15 protein-coding genes are annotated in these 17,753 nt (G+C 72.5%); 9 read left to right on the top strand and 6 right to left on the bottom strand.

Annotated features, from left to right (window positions below):
* Window positions 1-170: 170 nt before the first annotated feature.
* From ACWEN6_RS12740 to ACWEN6_RS12730, 3 genes are all read right to left on the bottom strand, one after another.
* Entirely contained in the window at window positions 171-932 is a 762-nt protein-coding gene (locus tag ACWEN6_RS12740; RefSeq protein WP_354840386.1) for an LOG family protein, read from the bottom strand.
* Window positions 933-1,249: 317 nt separating this feature from the next.
* Window positions 1,250-2,329, bottom strand: coding sequence for a succinyl-diaminopimelate desuccinylase (dapE, locus tag ACWEN6_RS12735; RefSeq protein ID WP_452570316.1), 1,080 nt, complete (start codon window positions 2,327-2,329; stop codon window positions 1,250-1,252).
* A complete protein-coding gene (locus ACWEN6_RS12730; protein ID WP_354840382.1) occupies window positions 2,322-3,158 on the bottom strand; it encodes a 2,3,4,5-tetrahydropyridine-2,6-dicarboxylate N-succinyltransferase in 837 nt (278 codons plus the stop codon). Before ACWEN6_RS12730 ends, dapE begins: the two co-directional genes overlap by 8 nt.
* A gap of 56 nt (window positions 3,159-3,214) precedes the next feature.
* Here ACWEN6_RS12730 and ACWEN6_RS12725 point away from each other — a divergent pair, with 56 nt between their 5' ends.
* Entirely contained in the window at window positions 3,215-4,045 is an 831-nt protein-coding gene (locus tag ACWEN6_RS12725) for a hypothetical protein (protein ID WP_452570315.1), read from the top strand.
* 185 nt (window positions 4,046-4,230) lie between these two features.
* On the opposite strand, the gene ACWEN6_RS12720 is transcribed toward ACWEN6_RS12725, so the two are convergent.
* The 3 genes from ACWEN6_RS12720 to fdxA form a co-directional block, all read right to left on the bottom strand.
* Window positions 4,231-4,890: a DUF4178 domain-containing protein gene (locus tag ACWEN6_RS12720; RefSeq protein ID WP_380829750.1), complete on the bottom strand. Its 660-nt coding sequence runs from the start codon at window positions 4,888-4,890 to the stop codon at window positions 4,231-4,233.
* 11 nt (window positions 4,891-4,901) lie between these two features.
* On the bottom strand, window positions 4,902-5,981 hold the full coding sequence (dapC, locus tag ACWEN6_RS12715; protein ID WP_452570314.1) for a succinyldiaminopimelate transaminase: 1,080 nt from the start codon (window positions 5,979-5,981) through the stop codon (window positions 4,902-4,904).
* Window positions 5,982-6,082: 101 nt separating this feature from the next.
* Window positions 6,083-6,409, bottom strand: a complete 327-nt coding sequence (fdxA, locus tag ACWEN6_RS12710; RefSeq protein ID WP_354840372.1) for a ferredoxin — start codon at window positions 6,407-6,409, stop codon at window positions 6,083-6,085.
* 132 nt (window positions 6,410-6,541) lie between these two features.
* Here fdxA and ACWEN6_RS12705 point away from each other — a divergent pair, with 132 nt between their 5' ends.
* The 8 genes from ACWEN6_RS12705 (at window position 6,542) to ACWEN6_RS12670 (ending at window position 17,705) form a co-directional block, all read left to right on the top strand.
* The gene (locus ACWEN6_RS12705; protein WP_452570313.1) at window positions 6,542-6,736 is read left to right on the top strand and encodes a putative acetyltransferase; all 195 of its coding nucleotides are present in this window, start codon (window positions 6,542-6,544) and stop codon (window positions 6,734-6,736) included.
* Window positions 6,737-6,898: 162 nt separating this feature from the next.
* Window positions 6,899-7,990, top strand: coding sequence for an ABC transporter substrate-binding protein (locus tag ACWEN6_RS12700; protein WP_354840366.1), 1,092 nt, complete (start codon window positions 6,899-6,901; stop codon window positions 7,988-7,990).
* Between the two features lie 134 nt (window positions 7,991-8,124).
* The gene (locus ACWEN6_RS12695; protein ID WP_452570312.1) at window positions 8,125-8,877 is read left to right on the top strand and encodes a class I SAM-dependent methyltransferase; all 753 of its coding nucleotides are present in this window, start codon (window positions 8,125-8,127) and stop codon (window positions 8,875-8,877) included.
* A 93-nt stretch (window positions 8,878-8,970) separates the two neighbouring features.
* Complete coding sequence (locus ACWEN6_RS12690; protein WP_452570311.1) at window positions 8,971-11,487, top strand: hypothetical protein; 2,517 nt, start codon at window positions 8,971-8,973, stop codon at window positions 11,485-11,487.
* A 10-nt stretch (window positions 11,488-11,497) separates the two neighbouring features.
* Window positions 11,498-13,573 carry a UvrD-helicase domain-containing protein gene (locus ACWEN6_RS12685; RefSeq protein WP_452570310.1) on the top strand — a complete coding sequence of 692 codons (2,076 nt, stop codon included), beginning with the start codon at window positions 11,498-11,500 and terminating at the stop codon, window positions 13,571-13,573.
* Window positions 13,574-13,642: 69 nt separating this feature from the next.
* Window positions 13,643-15,532 (top strand): sigma factor-like helix-turn-helix DNA-binding protein, encoded by a 1,890-nt coding sequence (locus tag ACWEN6_RS12680; RefSeq protein ID WP_452570309.1) that lies wholly within the window; start codon window positions 13,643-13,645, stop codon window positions 15,530-15,532.
* A 74-nt stretch (window positions 15,533-15,606) separates the two neighbouring features.
* Window positions 15,607-16,995 (top strand): cysteine--tRNA ligase, encoded by a 1,389-nt coding sequence (cysS, locus tag ACWEN6_RS12675; protein WP_452570308.1) that lies wholly within the window; start codon window positions 15,607-15,609, stop codon window positions 16,993-16,995.
* Window positions 16,996-17,054: 59 nt separating this feature from the next.
* A complete protein-coding gene (locus ACWEN6_RS12670; protein WP_452570307.1) occupies window positions 17,055-17,705 on the top strand; it encodes a class I SAM-dependent methyltransferase in 651 nt (216 codons plus the stop codon).
* Window positions 17,706-17,753: the final 48 nt, after the last annotated feature.

Here is a 17,753-nt window from a genome sequence, read left to right as displayed (position 1 = left end):
GGTGCGGCGGACCCGCCGCACCGCGGACGTCCGGCCCGCCGGCCCACCGCCCGCCGGTCAACCGCGGGCACCGTGAGGACCGGCCGTCCGGCCCACGAACCCCCACGCCATCGAACCTCCCTCGTCAGGGGCTCGGTGGCGTGGGATTCGCATCACAGCCCGCCATGCGCTCAGGGCTCCTGGCGGGCGCCGTTGCGCTCGCGGTCGGACTCGACGATGATGCGCACGGCCTCGTCCACGTCGTCGGTGACCTGGATCAGGTTGACGTCCTCGGGGGAGATCTTGCCGGTCTTCACCAGGGTGCCGCGAATCCAGTCGAGCAGCCCGCCCCAGAACTCGCCGCCCATCAGGATGACCGGGAACGAGGTGACCTTGCGGGTCTGCACCAGCGTCAGCGCCTCGAACAGCTCGTCCAGCGTGCCGAACCCGCCGGGCAGCGCCACGAACCCGCAGGCGTACTTGACGAACATCGTCTTGCGCACGAAGAAGTAGCGGAACTCGATGCCGAGGTCCACGTAGTCGTTCAGCTTCTGCTCGAAGGGCAGCTCGATGCCGAGGCCCACCGAGATGCCGCCCGCCTGGCGCGCCCCCTTGTTGGCGGCCTCCATGATGCCGGGCCCGCCGCCGGTGATGACGGCGTAGCCGGCCTCCGCCAGCGCCTGGCCGAGTCTCTCGCCCATGGCGTAGTCGGCGTCGTCGGCATGGGTGCGCGCGGAGCCGAACACGGTGACGGCGGGCGGCAGCTCGCCGAGCTGCCCGAAGCCCTCGACGAACTCGGCCTGGATGCGCAGCACCCGCCAGGGGTCCATGTGCAGCCACTCGGTCGAGCCGCGCCGGTCCAGCAGCCTCTCGTCGTAGGTGGAGTCGGGCAGGAACTTCCCCCGGACGAGGGAGGGGCCCTGACGGCGCTCCTCGCGTGATGCTTTGCTCATGCCGATCACGCTAACCGCCCGCTGGAGTGCCCTAGCCGTACCGGAACGGGACGTCCCGCCGGGGCCGTAAAGAATCTTGGAAAATCTGTCCCGAGCAGCGGAACCGATTCTTCGCGAGGCCACGTCTAAGAGCCGAGGGTGCTGCTCGGGACTGAAAGTGGCTTTCCCCGCCAAATGGCCGGCGAGGAAAGCCACTTTCTTTTGTGCCCACAGCCGGCGCTGATCGGCGCGACGCCCCGACGAGCGGTTCGCGCCGCTTCGCCCCTTCGAGGCGGGCCCGCGCCGCCCGTCCAGGACGCACAGGACGCTCAGGACGCTCAGGACGCCGCGTCGCCCAGCCAGGCGGTCATCCTGCGCTCGCAGTCGGCGATCATCTCCAGCGAGACGTACTCCCCCTGCTGGTGGGCGAGGTTCGGGTCGCCGGGGCCGTAGTTGACCGCCGGGACGCCGAGCTCGGAGAAGCGCGCGACGTCGGTCCAGCCCAGTTTGGCCCGGGGAGTGCCGCCGATGGCGCCGGCGAACGCCGCGGCCACCGGGTGGGTCAGCCCGGGACGCGCGCCGGGCGCCCCGTCGGTGAAGCGCACCTCATACCCCTCGAAGACCTCGCGCACGTGCTCCTCGGCCTGCTCCATCGAGCGGTCGGGGGCGAAGCGGTAGTTCACCGTCACCACGCACTCGTCGGGGATGACGTTGCCCGCGACGCCCCCGGCGATGCCGACGGCGTTCAGGCCCTCGTGGTAGGCCAGGCCGTCCACGACCGGCTCGCGGGCCTGGTAGGCGTTCAGCCGGGCCAGGACGGGCTCGGCGCCGTGCACGGCGTTCACCCCGTACCAGGAGCGGGCGCTGTGGGAGCGCCGGCCCTTGACGGTCACCTGGGCTCGCAGGGTGCCCTGGCAGCCGCCCTCGATCTCGCCGCTGGTGGGCTCCATGAGCACGGCGAAGTCGCCGGCCAGCAGCTCGGGACGGGTGCGGGCCAGGCGCGTCAGGCCGTTGCGCGCGGCCTCGACCTCCTCGCAGTCGTAGAAGACGTAGGTCACGTCCCTGGCCGGGGCGGGCACCCCGGCGGCGAGCTTGAGCGCCACGGCGACGCCGCTCTTCATGTCCGAGGTGCCGCACCCGTACAGCAGGCCGCCCTCGACCCGGGAGGGGAGGTTGCCCGCGAGCGGCACGGTGTCGATGTGCCCGGCGATCACCACCCGCTCGGCGCGGCCGAGCTCGGTGCGGGCCACCACGGCCTCGCCGTCGCGGACGACGGTGAGGTGCGGCAGCGGCGCGAGCGCGTCCTCGATGGCGTCCGCGAGGGCCTTCTCGCCTCCGCTGACCGACTCGACGTCGACAAGGGCCGCGGTCAGCGCCCGCACGTCCCCGGCCAGGTCGAGCGGCGGGACCTCAGGCATTGACGCCATGCTGGCGCAGCACGTCGTTCAGCGCTGCCTTGTCGTGGCGCTGCCCCTCTTCCAGGCGCTTGAGCACCAGGACGCATGGCAGCCCGAAGGTGCCGCCGGGGAACTCCTTGGGGCGCGTGCCGCCTACGGCGACGCACCAGTCGGGGATGCGGCCGCGGGAGAGCTCCTCGCCGGTCTGCACGTCGATGACGGGCATGGAGGCCGACAGGATGGTGCCCGCGCCGACGACGGCGCCCTTGCCCACCCGCGCGCCCTCGACGATCATCGAGCGGCTGCCGATCAGCGCCTCGTCCTCGATGACGACCGGGACGGCGTTCGGGGGCTCCAGCACCCCGCCGATGCCGACGCCGCCCGACAGGTGGACGTCGCGGCCGATCTGCGCGCACGAGCCGACGGTCGCCCAGGTGTCCACCATGGTGCCGCTGTCGACGTAGGCGCCGATGTTGGTGTAGGAGGGCATCAGCACGACGCCCGAGGCAAGGTAGGAGCCCCAGCGCGCGATGGCTCCCGGCACCACGCGGACGCCTTCCAGGGACGTCTTCAGCGGGATGCGGTCGTTGTGGTGGAAGTCGCCCACCTGGCTCCTGACCATGCCGAGCACCCGGAAACTGAGCAGGATGGCGCGCTTGGCGCGCTCGTCCACGACCACCTCGCCGGAGGCGCCGTCGACGAAGGCGACACGCGCCTTGCCGGTGTCGAGCATGTCCACGGCACCGACGATCACACCGCGGGCCTCGCCGTCGTCGGGCGACAGCTCGGCGCGGCGTTCCCACAACTCGTCCACGGTGGCCGGCAAGGGGCTTTCGAAGGTCTCGCTCATGCAAGGGGAGCTTAGTGCCGCACGGGCGACCCGGCGGGGCCGGTAGGTTCTTGTCCGTGGCGCGGCGATTCTCTCGGGCGGTTCTGACGATCACAGGCATCGTCGTCGTGCTGGGCGCTGCCATCTTCTTCGGCGTCTACTACCTGCTCAACCGGGCCAAGCCCCTCGCGATCGGCGAGCACTGCCAGGTGAAGACCGCGCTGGGCACCCTCGACCTGGAGATAGAGCAGGCCCAGGTGGCCGCGACGATCGCCGCGGTCGCCACCGACCGCCGGTTGCCCGAGCGCGCGGTCGAGGTCGCGTACGTGACCGCGATCCAGGAGTCCAAGCTGCTGAACCTCCCCTTCGGCGACCGCGACTCGGTCGGGGTGTTCCAGCAGCGGCCCTCGCAGGGCTGGGGCACCGTCGAGCAGCTGCAGGACCCGGTCTACGCGACCCGCAAGTTCTTCTCCGCGCTGACCAAGGTCAAGCGCTACCAGCGGCTGCCCCTGCACGAGGCGGCGCAGGCGGTGCAGCGCTCCGCCGACGGCTCGGCGTACGCCCAGCACGAGGAGGACGCCAAGATCCTCGCCGCCGCGTTCACCGGCCGGGCGGCCAAGGCGGTGCACTGCTGGTACCCGGCCCCCGACAAGCCGGCGCCCGTGCAGGCCGCCAAGGCCCGCAAGGAGCTGGCCAGGGCTCTGGGCCAGCAGACGGACCCGGACAACCGCATCACCGCCCCCACCGACCGCAGGGGCTGGCTGATCGCCTCCTGGACGGTCGCCCACGCGCAGAAGTACGGGCTGCGCAAGGTGCGCTACGCGGGCGTCGCGTGGAGCTCGGCGGCCGGCCAGGACGGCTGGGTGGCCGACGCCAAGGCGGCGGCCAAGACCGTCGAGATCGCCTGACGCCACCGGCACGGGCACGGGTACGGGTACGCCGGAGCGCCTCCACGCACGTCCCATAACGGCCACAGACGCGCTCCGCGTCTCGCACGGGCATGGCGGTGTGCGCTCCGCGTCTCGCACGGGCACGGCGGTGTGCGCTCCGCGTCTCGCACGGGCACGGCGCGTGCGCTCCGCGTCTCACGCGGCTAGAGCATGCGCTCCACGTTGATCGAGCCCGGGGCCAGCGGCTGGGCGTAGGCGGCGGTCCACGGCTGGCCCTGCACCCGGTTGAAGCTCAGCAGCCGCCCGTCCGCCGCGAGGTAGTCGACGAAGTCCGCCAGGCCGCGCTCGGGGTAGCCGGTGGTGCCCTCGGAGCGGAAGGTGGCGGTGCCGCGTTCCATCGGGTGGAACTCGACGCCCTCCATGATCAGCATGCTCTTGGCCGGCACCATGCCCTGGGTGGGCACGGGCGTCCAGAGGTAGACCTCGAGGTGCGGCGGGTCGTCGGGGCCGGTGCCCTGCCGTTCTTCGACCGACAGCCACATGTAGTGGCCGAGGCCCTCTTCGAGCAGGTATTCGGTCCACTGGTCGCCCTGCCAGGAGAGGTGCAGGGCGCCCAGGACGCGCGACCGGATGCCCTGGCGGTCGATGACGTCCCCGACCTTGATGGTGCGGGGATCGAGGTACTCGGGGTTCAACACGACCGGGCGGGCCAGGGCCGGGTGCGGCGAAGTCGGCTCGGGTGCCGGCTCAGGGGGTCGGGGAGCCGGTCGAGCCGTCTTGTTCGGCCGCCGCGTGCCGAGGAAAGCGCCCAGCACGACGACGAAAATGGCTGCGCTCACTGCGAGCACGACCGCAACGGTCATGCCGCGGGATCCTACTGGAGGCGGAGCACCGCCGCATTGATCCGTTCGTCAGTCGCCGTCATGGCGATACGGATATGCGACGTGCCCGCTTGCCCGTAAAAGTCGCCCGGCGCGACCAGAATTCCTATTTCGGCCAGTGCGGCGACCTGATCCCAGCAATTACGGTCGTCGGTCGCCCACAGATAAAGGCCCGCCGTCGAGTGCTCCACGCGCCAGCCGGCCTTCTCCAGCACCGGCCGCAGAACGGCGCGCCGGGCGCCGTACAGCTCACGCTGCTCGTCGGCGTGCCGGTCGTCGTCCAGCGCGGCGGCCATGGCGGCCTGGACGGGCGCCGGCATGATCATGCCGGCGTGCTTGCGCACCTCGAGCAGCCGCTTCACCAGCGCGGGGTCGCCGGTGACGAACGCCGCGCGGTAGCCGGCCAGGTTGGACCGCTTGGACAGCGAGTGCACGGCCAGCAGGCCCTCGTGAGAGCCGCCGCAGACATCGGGATGCAGGATCGAGACCGGCCGTTCCTCCCAGCCGAGCTCGATGTAGCACTCGTCCGAGGCGACGACCGCGCCCCGCTCACGCGCCCAGTCGACGACCTTGCGCAGGTGCTCGGCGGGCAGCACCCGGCCCGTCGGGTTCGACGGGGAGTTCACCCACACCAGCGGCACCCGCTCGGGGCCGAGCCCCAGCAGGCCGTCGGCGGCGTACGGTTCGGCGCCGGCGATGCGCGCGCCGACGTCGTAGGTGGGGTAGGCCAGGGACGGGATGACCACGCGGTCGCCCGCCCCCACGCCCAGCAGGGTGGGCAGCCAGGCGACCAGCTCCTTGGAGCCGATCGTCGGCAGCACGTCGTCCGGGTCGACGCTCACGCCGTGCCGGCGGGCCAGCCAGCCGGCGGCGGAGGCGCGCAGCCGCTGCGTGCCGTGGGTGAGGGGGTATCCGGGGCTGTCGGCCGCGCCCGCGAGCGCCTCGCGCGCCACGGCGGGCACCGGGTCGACGGGAGTGCCGACCGACAGGTCGACGATGCCCTCCGGGTGGGCGAGCGCCCGTTGCTTGTACGGCACCAGCCGGTCCCACGGGAAGTCGGGCAACCCGATCACCGAAACACCCCCAAGGTGGATCTCAGACGTCGGCGCGCGGTGTCGGCGGGTACCGCGACCAGGAGGTCACGGTACCCCGGCGTCGCCAGACGTGCGGTAGGTCAGTGCTCCTCCGCCTGGGGCGGGAGAACGGCCACGATCGGGTGGTCGCGGTTGATCTTGCCGACCTTGGACGCTCCGCCGGGCGAGCCCAACTCGTCGAAGAACTCGACGTTCGCCTTGTAGAAGTCCTTCCACTGGTCGGGCGTGTCGTCCTCGTAGAAGATCGCCTCGACCGGGCAGACAGGCTCGCACGCGCCGCAGTCCACGCACTCGTCTGGGTGGATGTACAGCATGCGGTTGCCCTCGTAAATGCAATCGACGGGGCACTCTTCGATGCACGCCTTGTCCAGCACATCAACGCAAGGCTGCGCGATGACGTAGGTCACCTCGGGCTCCTTCTTCTCCGCGCCTTCGCACGACTCGACCGCGGGTTGCTAGACCTAGTATTGCCGTGCTGGCCATGAGTCCGAAACGGGAGGGGGGCGAAGCGTGTGACACCGCACTTTGGCGGAAGGCTCGTGATCGCCGTCTCGCCCGCCGACGTGGGCCGGCGCGTCACCGTGCGCCGCGCCGATCCCGACGGCTTCCGCGACACGGTCGGCGTCCTGGAGTCCTGGCAGGACGGCCTGCTCCAGGTGCGCAAGCGCGACGGCACGCTGGTGGGCGTCCGCGAGGAGGCCCTCGTCGCCGCGAGGGTCGTCCCCGAACGCTGACCCGCGCCCAGCCCGCCTCGCCGCCCCTCGCAGCCGCCCCGCGCCGCACCGCGCTTCACGCCTCGGCCCGGCCGCATCGGCGCGCGTCCGGTCCGCCAATGCTGGCCCAAACTTCCGCGTGCCTCCTCGACGCGGGAGGATATGACGCTGAGTATTCGTTTCGTGACATCACGTGCCGCAGTCGCCGCAGCAGCGCTCCTCGCCACCGCCGTGGCCGGGTGCTCATCCACGACGTCCAAAGACACCAAGCAGCCTCCGGTCAACCCCAGGGCGGCCAGCCTGGCCCAGGGGTTCGGCACGATGGACCGCCTCGTGGAGGCGGCGCGCAAGGAAGGCTCCTTGAACCTGGTCGGCATCCCCCGCGACTGGGTCAACTACGGCGCCATCATGGACCGCTTCACCGGCGAGTACGGAGTGCGGATCAACGTGCTGGAGCCGGGCGCGAGCAGCCAGCGCGAGATCGACCTGGCCAAGGCCGCGCGCGTCCCCGACAAGGTGCCCGACGTCTTCGACCTCGGGGTCGACGTCGCGGTCGCCAACGCCCAGCGCTTCTCCCCGTACAAGGTGACCGCCTGGCAGGACATCCCCGACGCCGTCAAGGACCTCAAGGGCCAGTGGTACGCGGGCTACGGCGGCTACATGTCCATCGGCTACGACCCGCGCAAGGTCGCCGCCCCGGCCAGGTTCGCCGACCTGGCGGCCAGGCCCGGGTACGCCGTGGCCCTGGCCGGCGACCCACTCCAGACGGCGGCCGCCTTCTACGGCGTCATGGCGGCATCGCTCCAGGGCGGCCGGCCGAAGGCCGAGCGCGGCCTCGCCCTGTTCGCCGAGCTGAAGAAGGCGGGCCGCCTCAGCCTGCCCTCCCAGGCCAACGCGCTGGTCGACTGGGACTACGTCAACGCCGCCAAGGCCGCGCAGACCGCCGGGGACGACAAGCCCGCCTGGAAGGTCGTGGTGCCCGCCGACGCGGCGCTCGCGTCCTACTACGTGCAGGCGATCAGCGACAAGGCCCCGCACCCGGCCGCCGCGCGCCTGTGGGAGGAGTTCCTCTACAGCGACGAGGTCCAGAACCTCTTCCTCAAAGGCTTCGCCCGCCCGGCGCGCATGGAGGCGCTGGAGATGTCCGGCAGGCTCGACAAGCAGGCGGCGGCCAAGCTCCCGCCCGTCCCGCGCTCGCCCGTCCTGCTCACCATCCCGCAGACCGACGAGGGCAAGACCTACCTGAAGGCCAACTGGCCCCGGTCGATCGGCTGAGTCCCCGGGGGCAAGCTTTCGGACAGATGTGTCGCAAGGACATCAAGGCTCTAAAGTATTCGTACTTACGGACACGGGGAAGCGATGTCTGAGAATGCGAGCTGATCGCCTTGCGACACGAAACGCCGAGCTTGATGCGGTGGAACGCGCGCGCCTATGACAGCTCCTTCGGCTATGTCTCGGCGCAGGGCGCGCCCCTGATCGAGCTGCTCGACCCGCGGCCGGGCGAACGCATCCTCGACCTCGGCTGCGGCACAGGGGTGCTGACCGCCGACATCGCGGCCCGGGGCACCACCGCGCTCGGCATCGACGGCTCCCCCACGATGATCGAGGTGGCGCGGGCCCACCACCCCGGGCTGGACTTCATGATCGGCGACGCCGCCAACTTCGGCGTCCCGGCGCCCTGCGACGCGGTGTTCTCCAATGCGGCGCTCCACTGGATGGGACGCGACCCCGACGCGGTGATCCGCTGCGTGCGCATGGCCCTGACCCCGGGCGGGCGGTTCGTCGCCGAGATGGGCGGCGCCGGCAACTGCGCCGCGCTCACCTCGGCCATGCTCACCGCCTGGCGCGAGTACGGGCTGCCCGAGCCCGAGCTGCCGTGGTACTTCCCCACCCCGGCCGAGTACGCCACGCGCCTGGAGAAGGGCGGGTTCACCGTCCGCCTGCTGGAGTACTTCGACCGGCCCACGCCGCTCGACGAGTGCCCCGGCGGCGCCGCCGACTGGGTCCGCATGTTCGCCGGCTCGCTGCTCGACGGCGTGCCGCCCGCCACCGTGGAGCCGCTTCTGCGCCGCGTCAACGAGCTGGCCGCCCCCGCGTTACGCCGCGAATCGGGGTGGATGGCCGACTACGTGAGGCTGCGATTCGCGGCTGTGCGAGCCTAACGGCCGTCTACGATCGCGCGGTTTGCCAGACTATGGTCTGGTCATTGGAATCACCGGAGAGGGAACGGGATGAACTTCTGCCTGAGTGATCTCGTGCCTCCGCTTCGCTGGAGTGACGCGACCGGGTTCGCGCGGCTGCGGGAAGCGCCCGGCCTGCCCGACGCCTGGTGGCGATCGGTGCCGCTCAGCCGGGTGTTCGCCGTGCTCGGTCCCGAGGCGCTCGGCGAGCTGATCACCGAGCTGGCCACCGAGCACTGGCCGGCCGCCGCCGTCGGGGACATCCTGCCCGCGCTGCACGTGATGGACCCCGAGGAGGCCGACGAGCCGCAGGTGTCGATCGCGCTCGACCGTGTCGGCTCCTACACCGGCCTGCTCGCGCTGACCGGCCGCGAGCTCGCCGACCAGCCTTTCATCCGCGCGAAGCCGTTGCTGAACGCGCTGTTCACAGCGGTGTTCACCCGGCTCGCGCCGGCGGGCGACCAGGGCGCCCACTCCGCCGAGGCCTCCCCTTCCCGCACCGATGACGCCGCCGGCGGCCGCGCCTCGTCGTCCCGCGCCGGGCGGTCCGCCAACGGCGTCGCGGCGACGCCGCCGTCCCCCGCGCCCCTCGCCGCTTCCATGCCCGCGTCCGCCGCTTCTTCCGGCGCCGCCGCACCGGCTTCCGCCGCGTCGTTCGCCGCCTCCGCGCCCGCGCCGGCGGACCCGCTTCCAGTACGCCGCCCCGCGCCTCCGCTGCCCAAACGGCGCAGCAACCGCATCGACGCCGGCGACCCGCTCGGCCTGGCCGCGGCCCGGCTGGCCGAGGCGGCCCTGCAGCAGCAGGCCGGCGGCAGGGGCGGCCCCCGCCCGTCGATGTTCACCCCGCCGCCGCGCACCGAGCGGCCCATGCCCGCCATGCCCGCCATGCCCGCCATGCCGGACGTGGGGCTCGCGCCGGGCCCGCGGCCGTTCGTCCCCGAGCCCGAGCCGTTCAACGCCAACGGCGCCGAGGCCTTCAACGCCGACCCCCTCGGTCCTGAACCGTTCAAAGCCGACCCCCTCGGTCCTGAACCGTTCAGAGCGGCCCCGCCCGGTCCTGAGGCGTTGAAGGCCGATCCGCCCGGGCATGAAGCGTTCAAAGCCGACCCCCTCGGCTCTGAAGCGTTCAGAGCGGTCCCGTCCGGCCCCGAGGCGGGCGCCTCCGGCCGCGACACCGGCCCGTTCGGCGTCGGCCCACGCCCGGCCGAGGCCGCCCCGCTCGCCGCCGGCCCCGGCACGGCCCCGAGCGCCCCCGACGCCCCGTCCCCGGCCGGCCGTCCCGGCGAACCCGGCCAGGGCCAGGAGGCCGCGGCCACCGAGACCGGAGAAGGGTCCGAGACGCCCGCCGACGGCGGCGCCATCCCGGGCGCGAACCCGACCGGCACCGACGAGTTCCACGCCGGCCAGGCCGACAACGACGTCGCGGCGCTCATCGACGCGGCCTTCGCCGACCTGGACGACAAGACGTGGGCGGTGGCGCAGAACCACGTGTTCACCGACGCCCCGGCCGCCCCCGAGGAGCTGGCAAAGCTGTTCGCCGTCCCGCCGGAGGACATCGTCGCCCTGGAGCAGGAGCTGCGCGCCCGGCTGGCCGCCTGGCTGGACAGCGCCGAGGCCGCCCCGTACACCCAGCACCTGGAGAAGCTCCCCGGCACCCTCGGCGTCGCCGCGCCCAAGTCGCGCCTGATGGGCGCGGCCGAGTGGCACACCAAGGAGCTGCGCTCGCTGGACGTCCCCGCCTGGCAGTTCGTCCTCACCACTCTGCCCGGCTACACCGTCCAGGACGACTGGCTGGTGGCCGGCGACATCGCCGATCTGCGCGAGCAGACCTGCGCGCTGATACTCAACGCCGACCGTCCACCGACGGTGGCACGCGCGCTGGAGCTGGTCTCGACGCTGGGCATCCACCCCGAGGTAGCCAAGGAGTGGCTGGAGAACGTCCCGCAGTTGCGCATCCAGAGCACCAAGAAGACCGGCGAGAACTCCGGACCTCCTGGGGTCGCCGAGGCCACGACGACCGGCGAGCGGCCCGCCGAGGCCGCGCCTTCACCGGAGGCCGCGCCGGCCGGTCAGTTCAAGGACGTGTCCATGACCCGTAAGTGCTTCAAGCACCCCGACGGGCTGTGGTGGCTGCGGGTGGACGTCGCCCCCGAGCAGCTCGCCGGCGGCGAGTGCCCGCTGCCGAGCGGGTTCGCCGCCTACCTCGGCATGAGCCCGGGGGACGGCCACACGGTGACCGGCGCGGCCGGAGACGTCACGCTGAGCTGGCAGTCCCGCCCGGTCATCGAGTCGCTCGGGCCGTTACTGCAGGAGATGGGCGCCCAGCCCGGGTCCCACCTGTTCCTGACCGTCGCCGAGGAGGACAAGGTGCTGCGGGCGAGGCTGGTGCCCGCCGCGGCCGGCGACCTGGACAAGAACACCATGGCGCTGAGGCTGGCCGGATACACCACCAAGGACAAGGCCGAGTCGCTGGAGGAGACGATCCGGGTGCTGGCCACCCGCGTCGGCATGACGGGCCCGGTGGGGCTGCCCGACCTGATGAACCGGCTGCGCGAACGCGGGGACCGCGACCTGCTGTCCCTGATGGTCTGACGGGAGCCGCATGCCCCGGCTCGCGATCGCCCCTGAGGTCCTCCGGGACCTGGACGCGCTGGCCCAGCCCGTGCGCCGGGACGCGGTGATCGCCATGCGCCGGTTCCTGCGGAACACCACCTCGGCCCCCCATCCCGAGCGGGTGCGCAACACCCGCGACGCGCGGGTGGCCACGCTGCGGCTCGCCGAGCACCACCGCGGGGTGGTGGTCCGCCAGCGGGAGGTGTACTGGATGCTGACCGTCCTGCCGGACGCCGAGGCCTGGTCCTACGCGCAGCGGCACCGCTTCGCCGTCAACGCCGCGATCGGGGTGGCCGAGGTGTGGAACGCCGAGGCGCTCGAACGGGTCGAGCCAGCGCTGCGCCGGTCGGCCGAGACCACCGAGGAACGGCTGTTCGCGCACGTCTGCGACACCGACCTGATCGGGCTCGGCGTGGACACCCTGCTCATCCCCCTGGTGCGCCTGATCACCACCGACGCCAACCTGGACGCGCTGGAGCCCCTGCTGCCCGAGAGCCAGTTCGCCCCGCTTTGGGTGCTCGGCCAGGGTGGGTCGGTGGCCGACGCGTGGCGTGCGCTGGAGGCGCGGACGGCCGTACCGCTGAGCGGCGCCGCCGTGGACGTCACCGACCTGCCGGTCGCGCTCGAACGCACCCCCGACCGCGCGGTGTTCGTGCCCGACCCCGAGGCGCTCGATCGCGTCCTCGCCGTCCCGCACTGGTGCACCTTCCTCTACCCCACCCAGTACCGGCTCTCCCACCAGGACGAGTTCGAGGGCTCGGTGCTGGTCACCGGCGGGGCGGGCACCGGCAAGACGCTGGTCGCCCTGCACCGCGCCGCGCACCTGGCCCGCGCCTCCGACGGCCGCATCCTGCTGATCACCTTCTCCCAGGGCGTGGCGGCCGACGTCGCGGCCAAGCTGGACCTGCTGGTCCAGGAGGCCGCCGCCCGGTCGCGCATCGAGGTGGGCAACGTCGAGCGTTTGGCCCACCGCATCGTCGCCGAGGCCGAGGGCCGTCCCCCGCTGCTGGTCGGCGGCCCCGACCTGGCCACCCTGTGGCAGGAGGCGTCGGAGATCTCCGGGGATCTGCACAGCCCGGCCTTCCTGCTGCGCGAGTGGGAGCAGGTCATCCTGGCGCAGAACCTGTGCACCGTCCAGGAGTACCTGGCCGCGCGGCGCCCGGGCCGCAGCGTGGAGCTGGACGACCAGGAGCGCACCGCCGTCTGGAAGGCCATCGAGCACGTGACCGGGCGGCTGCGCGCCGCCGGCAGGCGCACGCTGCTCCAGCTCGCCACCCAGGCCTCCACCCTGCTCGGCCAGGACACCGGCGACCTGCTCGGCGACGACGCGCCGCGGCGCGAGCCGTACCGGCACATCGTGGTGGACGAGGCCCAGGACCTGCACCCGGCGCAGTGGCGCCTGCTGCGGGCCGCCGTGCCGCCCGGGCCGGACGACCTGTTCGTGGTCGGCGACCCCCACCAGCGCGTCTTCGACACCCGGGTGGCGCTCAGCACGCTCGGCATCAAGGCCGAGAGCCACCGCCTGTCGGTCTCCCACCGCCTGCCGCAGGAAATCCTCACCTGGGCGGTGCGGGTGCGCGGAGGCGGGCCGGTCGACGGCCTGGTGGACGGCGTCACCGACCTGGTGGGCTTCCGCGCCACCCGTCCCGGCCGGCGGCCGGAGGTGCGCGAGTACACCTCGCCGGCCGCCGAGCTGGCCGGGCTGGCCGCGCACGTCGCCGCCTGGCTGGAGGACGGCGTCCCCGCCGACGAGATCGCCGTGGCCGCCCGCACCGCCGAGCTGGTCCGCGAGGTGAAGGCGGCCCTCGGCCCCTCGGCCGCCGGCGTCCGGGTCAGCACCCTGCACGGGTTGAAGGGCTTGGAGTTCCGCTACGTCGCCCTGGTCGGCATCGCGGACGGCGTCGTGCCCGCGCAGGACACGCTGACGCCCGCCGACGACGACCCGACCGCGCGGGCCCATGACCTGCAACGAGAACGCGGCCTGCTGTACATGGCGTGTACACGGGCGGCGGAACGGCTGTACGTGTCCTATTCCGGCCGTGCAAGTCCCTTCCTGCCACCATGACCCAATAACCTGAACTGCGGATAAGAGCGAGTCTCATCCCGACTCAAGCCCCATGCCGGTTGGACCCCCATGAATCTGAGCCTTAGCGACATCGTGCCTCCCCTGCGTTGGACATCGCCCAGCCAGGTCGAGCCGATCGCGAGCGACACCCGTCTCCCGGACGCGTGGTGGCAGGCGCTCCCCTTGGACCGGGCCTGCCTGATCGCCGGAACCGCACAGGTGGCGGGACGGCTGACCGATCTCGCCATGACCTGCTGGGGACACCTGCCGCTCGGCGACATCCTCCCCCTGCTCCGCATGACCGACCCGGACAAGTGCCTGCGCACCCCGCAGTCCAGGGACGAGGTGCTCGCCCTGTTCGGCGGCGTGCTGTCGCGGCTGCTGGCCTCCGACACCGGGGCCGTGCCGGAGGGCGCGGCTCCGCTCGCCGGCGGGCGGGACGCCGCCGTCTCGCCGGCCCCGCCCGCCAGGCCCGAGCGGCCGATCCCTCAGCTGATCGACGAGATCTTCGCCGAGCTGGACGACCGCCAGCGGGCCATCGCCGCCGACCGCGTCTACGCCGAGCGGCGGGTGACGCTGGACGAGCTGGCGCAGCGGTTCTCGGTCACCCGCGAGCGCATCCGGCAGATCGAGCGCGACCTGCGCGACCACGTGCAGAACCGGCTCGCCACCCCCGAGGCCACCCCGCTCGCCGCCCACCTGGCCTGGCTGCGGGGACGCCTGGGCTCCGCGGTGCCCGCCGAGGACCTGGCGGCGGCGGTGCCCTGGCACCGCACCGAGCTGGCCACGCTGGGCGTGCCCGCCTGGCGGTTCATCCGCACCCTGCTGACCGGGTACGACCAGGTCGAGGGCTGGCTGGTCGCCGGCGGCGCCGACGAGCTGAAGGAGAAGACGCGTCAGCTCTTCACCGACGGCCCGGTGAAGTTGCCGGAGGCCGTCACGATGGTCGCCCAGCTCGGCATCCGCGAGGACGTCGCCGAGCGCTGGCTGTCCTCGGTGCCGCACCTGCGCATCCTGGAGGGCCACGTCGTCCCCTGGCCGCGCAGCGTCAACGAGAAGGCCGAGGCCGTGCTGGCCGTCGCCGAGAGCCCGCTCAGCCCCGAGGAGATCCAGAGCCGCATCGGCGAGGACTACAGCCTGGTCGGCATCCGCAACCAGCTCACGGCCGACGACCGGTTCCTGCGCGTCGACCGCAACAGGTACGGGCTGACCCGCTGGGGCGGCGAGGAGTACATCGGCATCCGGGAGATGATCGTCCGGGAGATCGAGCGGGCCGGCGGCGAGGCGTCGGTGAACAGCATCGTCGCCAACCTGACCACCCGCTACGAGGTCAGCGAGAGCTCGGTGCGCGCGTACGCGGGCGGACCGGGCTTCGAGCGCACCCAGCGCGGCTGGATCCGCGTCGCCGCGCCCGAGCAGGCCGAGCCGTACCAGCCGCGCCGCGACGTGTCGATGACCCGCCGCTCCTTCCGCAGCCGCGACGGGCGGTGGTGGCACCGCGTCGACGTCAACGCCGAGCACCTGCGCGGCTCCGGATCGCCGCTGCCCACCGGTTTCGCCGCCCACCTCGGCATGGCCCCCGGCGGGCAGCTCACCACCTCGACCCCGTCGGGCGACGTCGTCATCAGCTGGCACAACCAGCCGACGATGGGGTCCATCAGGGCGGTGCTGGCCGACTACAACGCCGGCGAAGGCGACTCGATCTTCCTGACCGTGTCCGACGGCGGCGAGCTGCTCACCCGCTACCTGCCGCAGGCCGCCCAGGGGCTGCCGCCGATCAACATGGCGCTGCACCTCATCGGGTACACCGCGCCGGTCGCCTCCGAGGCCGAGGCGCTGCGCCTCATCGGAGCCCGCATCGGCCTGCCCGAGGGCGCCTCCCGCGAGGAGGTCCTCACCCGGCTCCGCGAGCGCGGCGACCGCGACATCCTCGCCTTCCTCGACCCCGAGGCGCCGTGACGACGCAGGCGGCGTGGGTGGCCGGGAGTGGTCGGTCCCCGGACACAGGGTGATCCATCGCCTAAGCTCGAGGCATGTTGCGGCTGTATGACACCCGGTCCAGGCGGCTTGAGCCGATCGTCCCCGAGAACGGGCGGGTCGTGCGGGTCTACACCTGCGGGCCGACCGTCTACCGGTTCGCCCACGTGGGCAACCTCCGGTCGTACCTGCTGCCCGACCTGATCCGCCGGGTGCTCGAACGGCACCACGTCCGGTCGGTGGTGTGCCAGAACATCACCGACGTCGGCCACCTCGTCGACGACGACGCGATCGACCCCACCGGCGAGGACAAGGTCCTCGCCCAGGCCCGCCGCGAGGGCCGTTCGGCGCTGGAGATCGCCCGCTTCTACGAGGACGCCTTCCGCCGCGACACCGCCGCGCTCAACATGCGCGCCCCCGAGCACACCCCGCGCGCCTCCGAGAGCATCGACCTGATGATCGAGCTCATCGCCAAGCTCATCGACATGGGCCACGCGTACGCCGTGGACGACGGCTCGGTGTTCTTCGACGCCAAGAGCTTCCCCTCCTACGGCGAGATATCGGGCAACCGGCTGGACGCGCTCAAGCCCGGCCACCGGGTCGAGGGGATCGACCCGCGCAAGCGCTTCCACGCCGACTGGGCGCTGTGGAAGGGCGCCGACCGCGAGATGACCTGGCAGACCCCGTGGGGCACCGGCTTTCCCGGCTGGCACATCGAGTGCTCGGCCATGTCCTTGCGCTTCCTCGGCGAGCACATCGACATCCACACCGGTGGAAAAGACCTGCGCTTCCCCCACCACGAGGACGAGCGCGCCCAGTCCAACGCCTCCGTGGGGCACGACGTCGTCAAACACTGGGTGCACGGCGAGCACCTGCTGTTCGACGGCCGCAAGATGGCCAAGTCCACCGGCAACGTCGTCCTGCTCGCGGACGTCGAGAACGCCGGTCTGGATCCCCTCGCGGTGCGGCTGGCCTTCCTCGAGCACCGTTACCGCCAGCAGATGAACCTCACCTGGGACACGCTGCACGCCGCCGACCGCACGCTCCGCCGCTGGCGCCAGCGCGTCGCCGAATGGGCCGAGTCCCCGAGCCGCCCGATCGCCGCCGCGTACGCCCGCCGCGCCCAGGACGCCTTCGACGACGACCTGGACACCTCCACCGCGCTGCGCGCCCTCCGCGAGCTCGAACGGGACGAGTCGGTGGACCCCGGGTCGAAGTTCGAGACGTTCCTGCACCTGGACCACGTCCTCGGCCTGGACCTGCCGGCGGACATCGGCAAGCCTCCCGCCGTCCCGGTCCTGCCTCCGGGCGCCGCCGAGCTCCTCGACGCCCGCGCCAAGGCCCGCGAGGCCAGAGACTGGTCCACCTCCGACCGCCTCCGCGACGAACTCGCCGGCCTCGGCGTCAAAGTAACCGACACCCCCGAAGGCCAGACCTGGTCCTGACCTCGCCGGCCTCAGGGACGACCGACGACTTGCCGCCGGTGCGGCTACAGTGCTCCGGCATGACGGACATGTCTTTTCTGGATGACACGCGGGCCGGGTATGACGCCATCGCGGCCGACTATGTCGAGCTGGTGCGGGGAGATTTGGCTCGCAGCCCGCTCGAGCGGGGGATGCTCGGCGCGTTCGCCGAGGTCGCCGGGGGTGGCGGGCCGGTCGCCGAGGTGGGGTGTGGAACGGGGCGCATCACCGCTCACCTGCGCGAACTGGGGGTGGACATCTTCGGCATCGACCTGTCGCCCGAGATGCTCGCGCTGGCCCGCGAGGCGTACCCCGGCCTGCGGTTCGAGGAAGGCTCGATGACGGCGCTCGACCTGCCGGACGGCGGCCTCGCCGGGCTCGTCTCGTGGTACTCGCTCATCCACATCCCACCGGAGCACCGGCAGGACGTGCTGGCCGAGTTCCATCGGGTGCTGGCGCCGGGCGGGCACCTGCTGCTCGCCTTCCAGGTCGGCGACGAGCCGCGCGTCTACACCGAGGCGTTCGGCCACCCGGTCTCGCTGGTGTTCCACCGGCTGCCCGTGGACGGTACCGCGGACCTGCTGCGCAAGGCGGGGTTCGAGATGACGGCCCGCCTGGTGCGCGAGCCCCGCGACTCCGAGACCAATCCACAGGGGTTCCTGCTGGCCCGCAAGGAGCCGGGCCCGGCCTGACGGGCATGGCCCCGGCCGAACCGCCGGGCCCGGTCCGGCTCGGCGGGC

Source organism: Sphaerisporangium sp. NPDC004334, assembly GCF_053602655.1.
Note: the sequence above shows the minus strand (reverse complement) of the source record. Positions and strands in the feature narration are given on the sequence as shown.

What these genes read in the sequence shown, in the direction of transcription:
- ACWEN6_RS12670 (WP_452570307.1), top strand. Translation starts at nt 17,055, where the DNA reads ATGACGGACATGTCTTTTCTGGATGACACGCGGGCCGGGTATGACGCC.
- dapE (WP_452570316.1), bottom strand. Translation starts at nt 2,329, where the DNA reads ATGCCTGAGGTCCCGCCGCTCGACCTGGCCGGGGACGTGCGGGCGCTG.
- ACWEN6_RS12740 (WP_354840386.1), bottom strand. Translation starts at nt 932, where the DNA reads ATGAGCAAAGCATCACGCGAGGAGCGCCGTCAGGGCCCCTCCCTCGTC.
- ACWEN6_RS12695 (WP_452570312.1), top strand. Translation starts at nt 8,125, where the DNA reads ATGCGGTGGAACGCGCGCGCCTATGACAGCTCCTTCGGCTATGTCTCG.
- ACWEN6_RS12680 (WP_452570309.1), top strand. Translation starts at nt 13,643, where the DNA reads ATGAATCTGAGCCTTAGCGACATCGTGCCTCCCCTGCGTTGGACATCG.
- cysS (WP_452570308.1), top strand. Translation starts at nt 15,607, where the DNA reads ATGTTGCGGCTGTATGACACCCGGTCCAGGCGGCTTGAGCCGATCGTC.
- ACWEN6_RS12685 (WP_452570310.1), top strand. Translation starts at nt 11,498, where the DNA reads ATGCCCCGGCTCGCGATCGCCCCTGAGGTCCTCCGGGACCTGGACGCG.
- ACWEN6_RS12720 (WP_380829750.1), bottom strand. Translation starts at nt 4,890, where the DNA reads ATGACCGTTGCGGTCGTGCTCGCAGTGAGCGCAGCCATTTTCGTCGTC.
- ACWEN6_RS12730 (WP_354840382.1), bottom strand. Translation starts at nt 3,158, where the DNA reads ATGAGCGAGACCTTCGAAAGCCCCTTGCCGGCCACCGTGGACGAGTTG.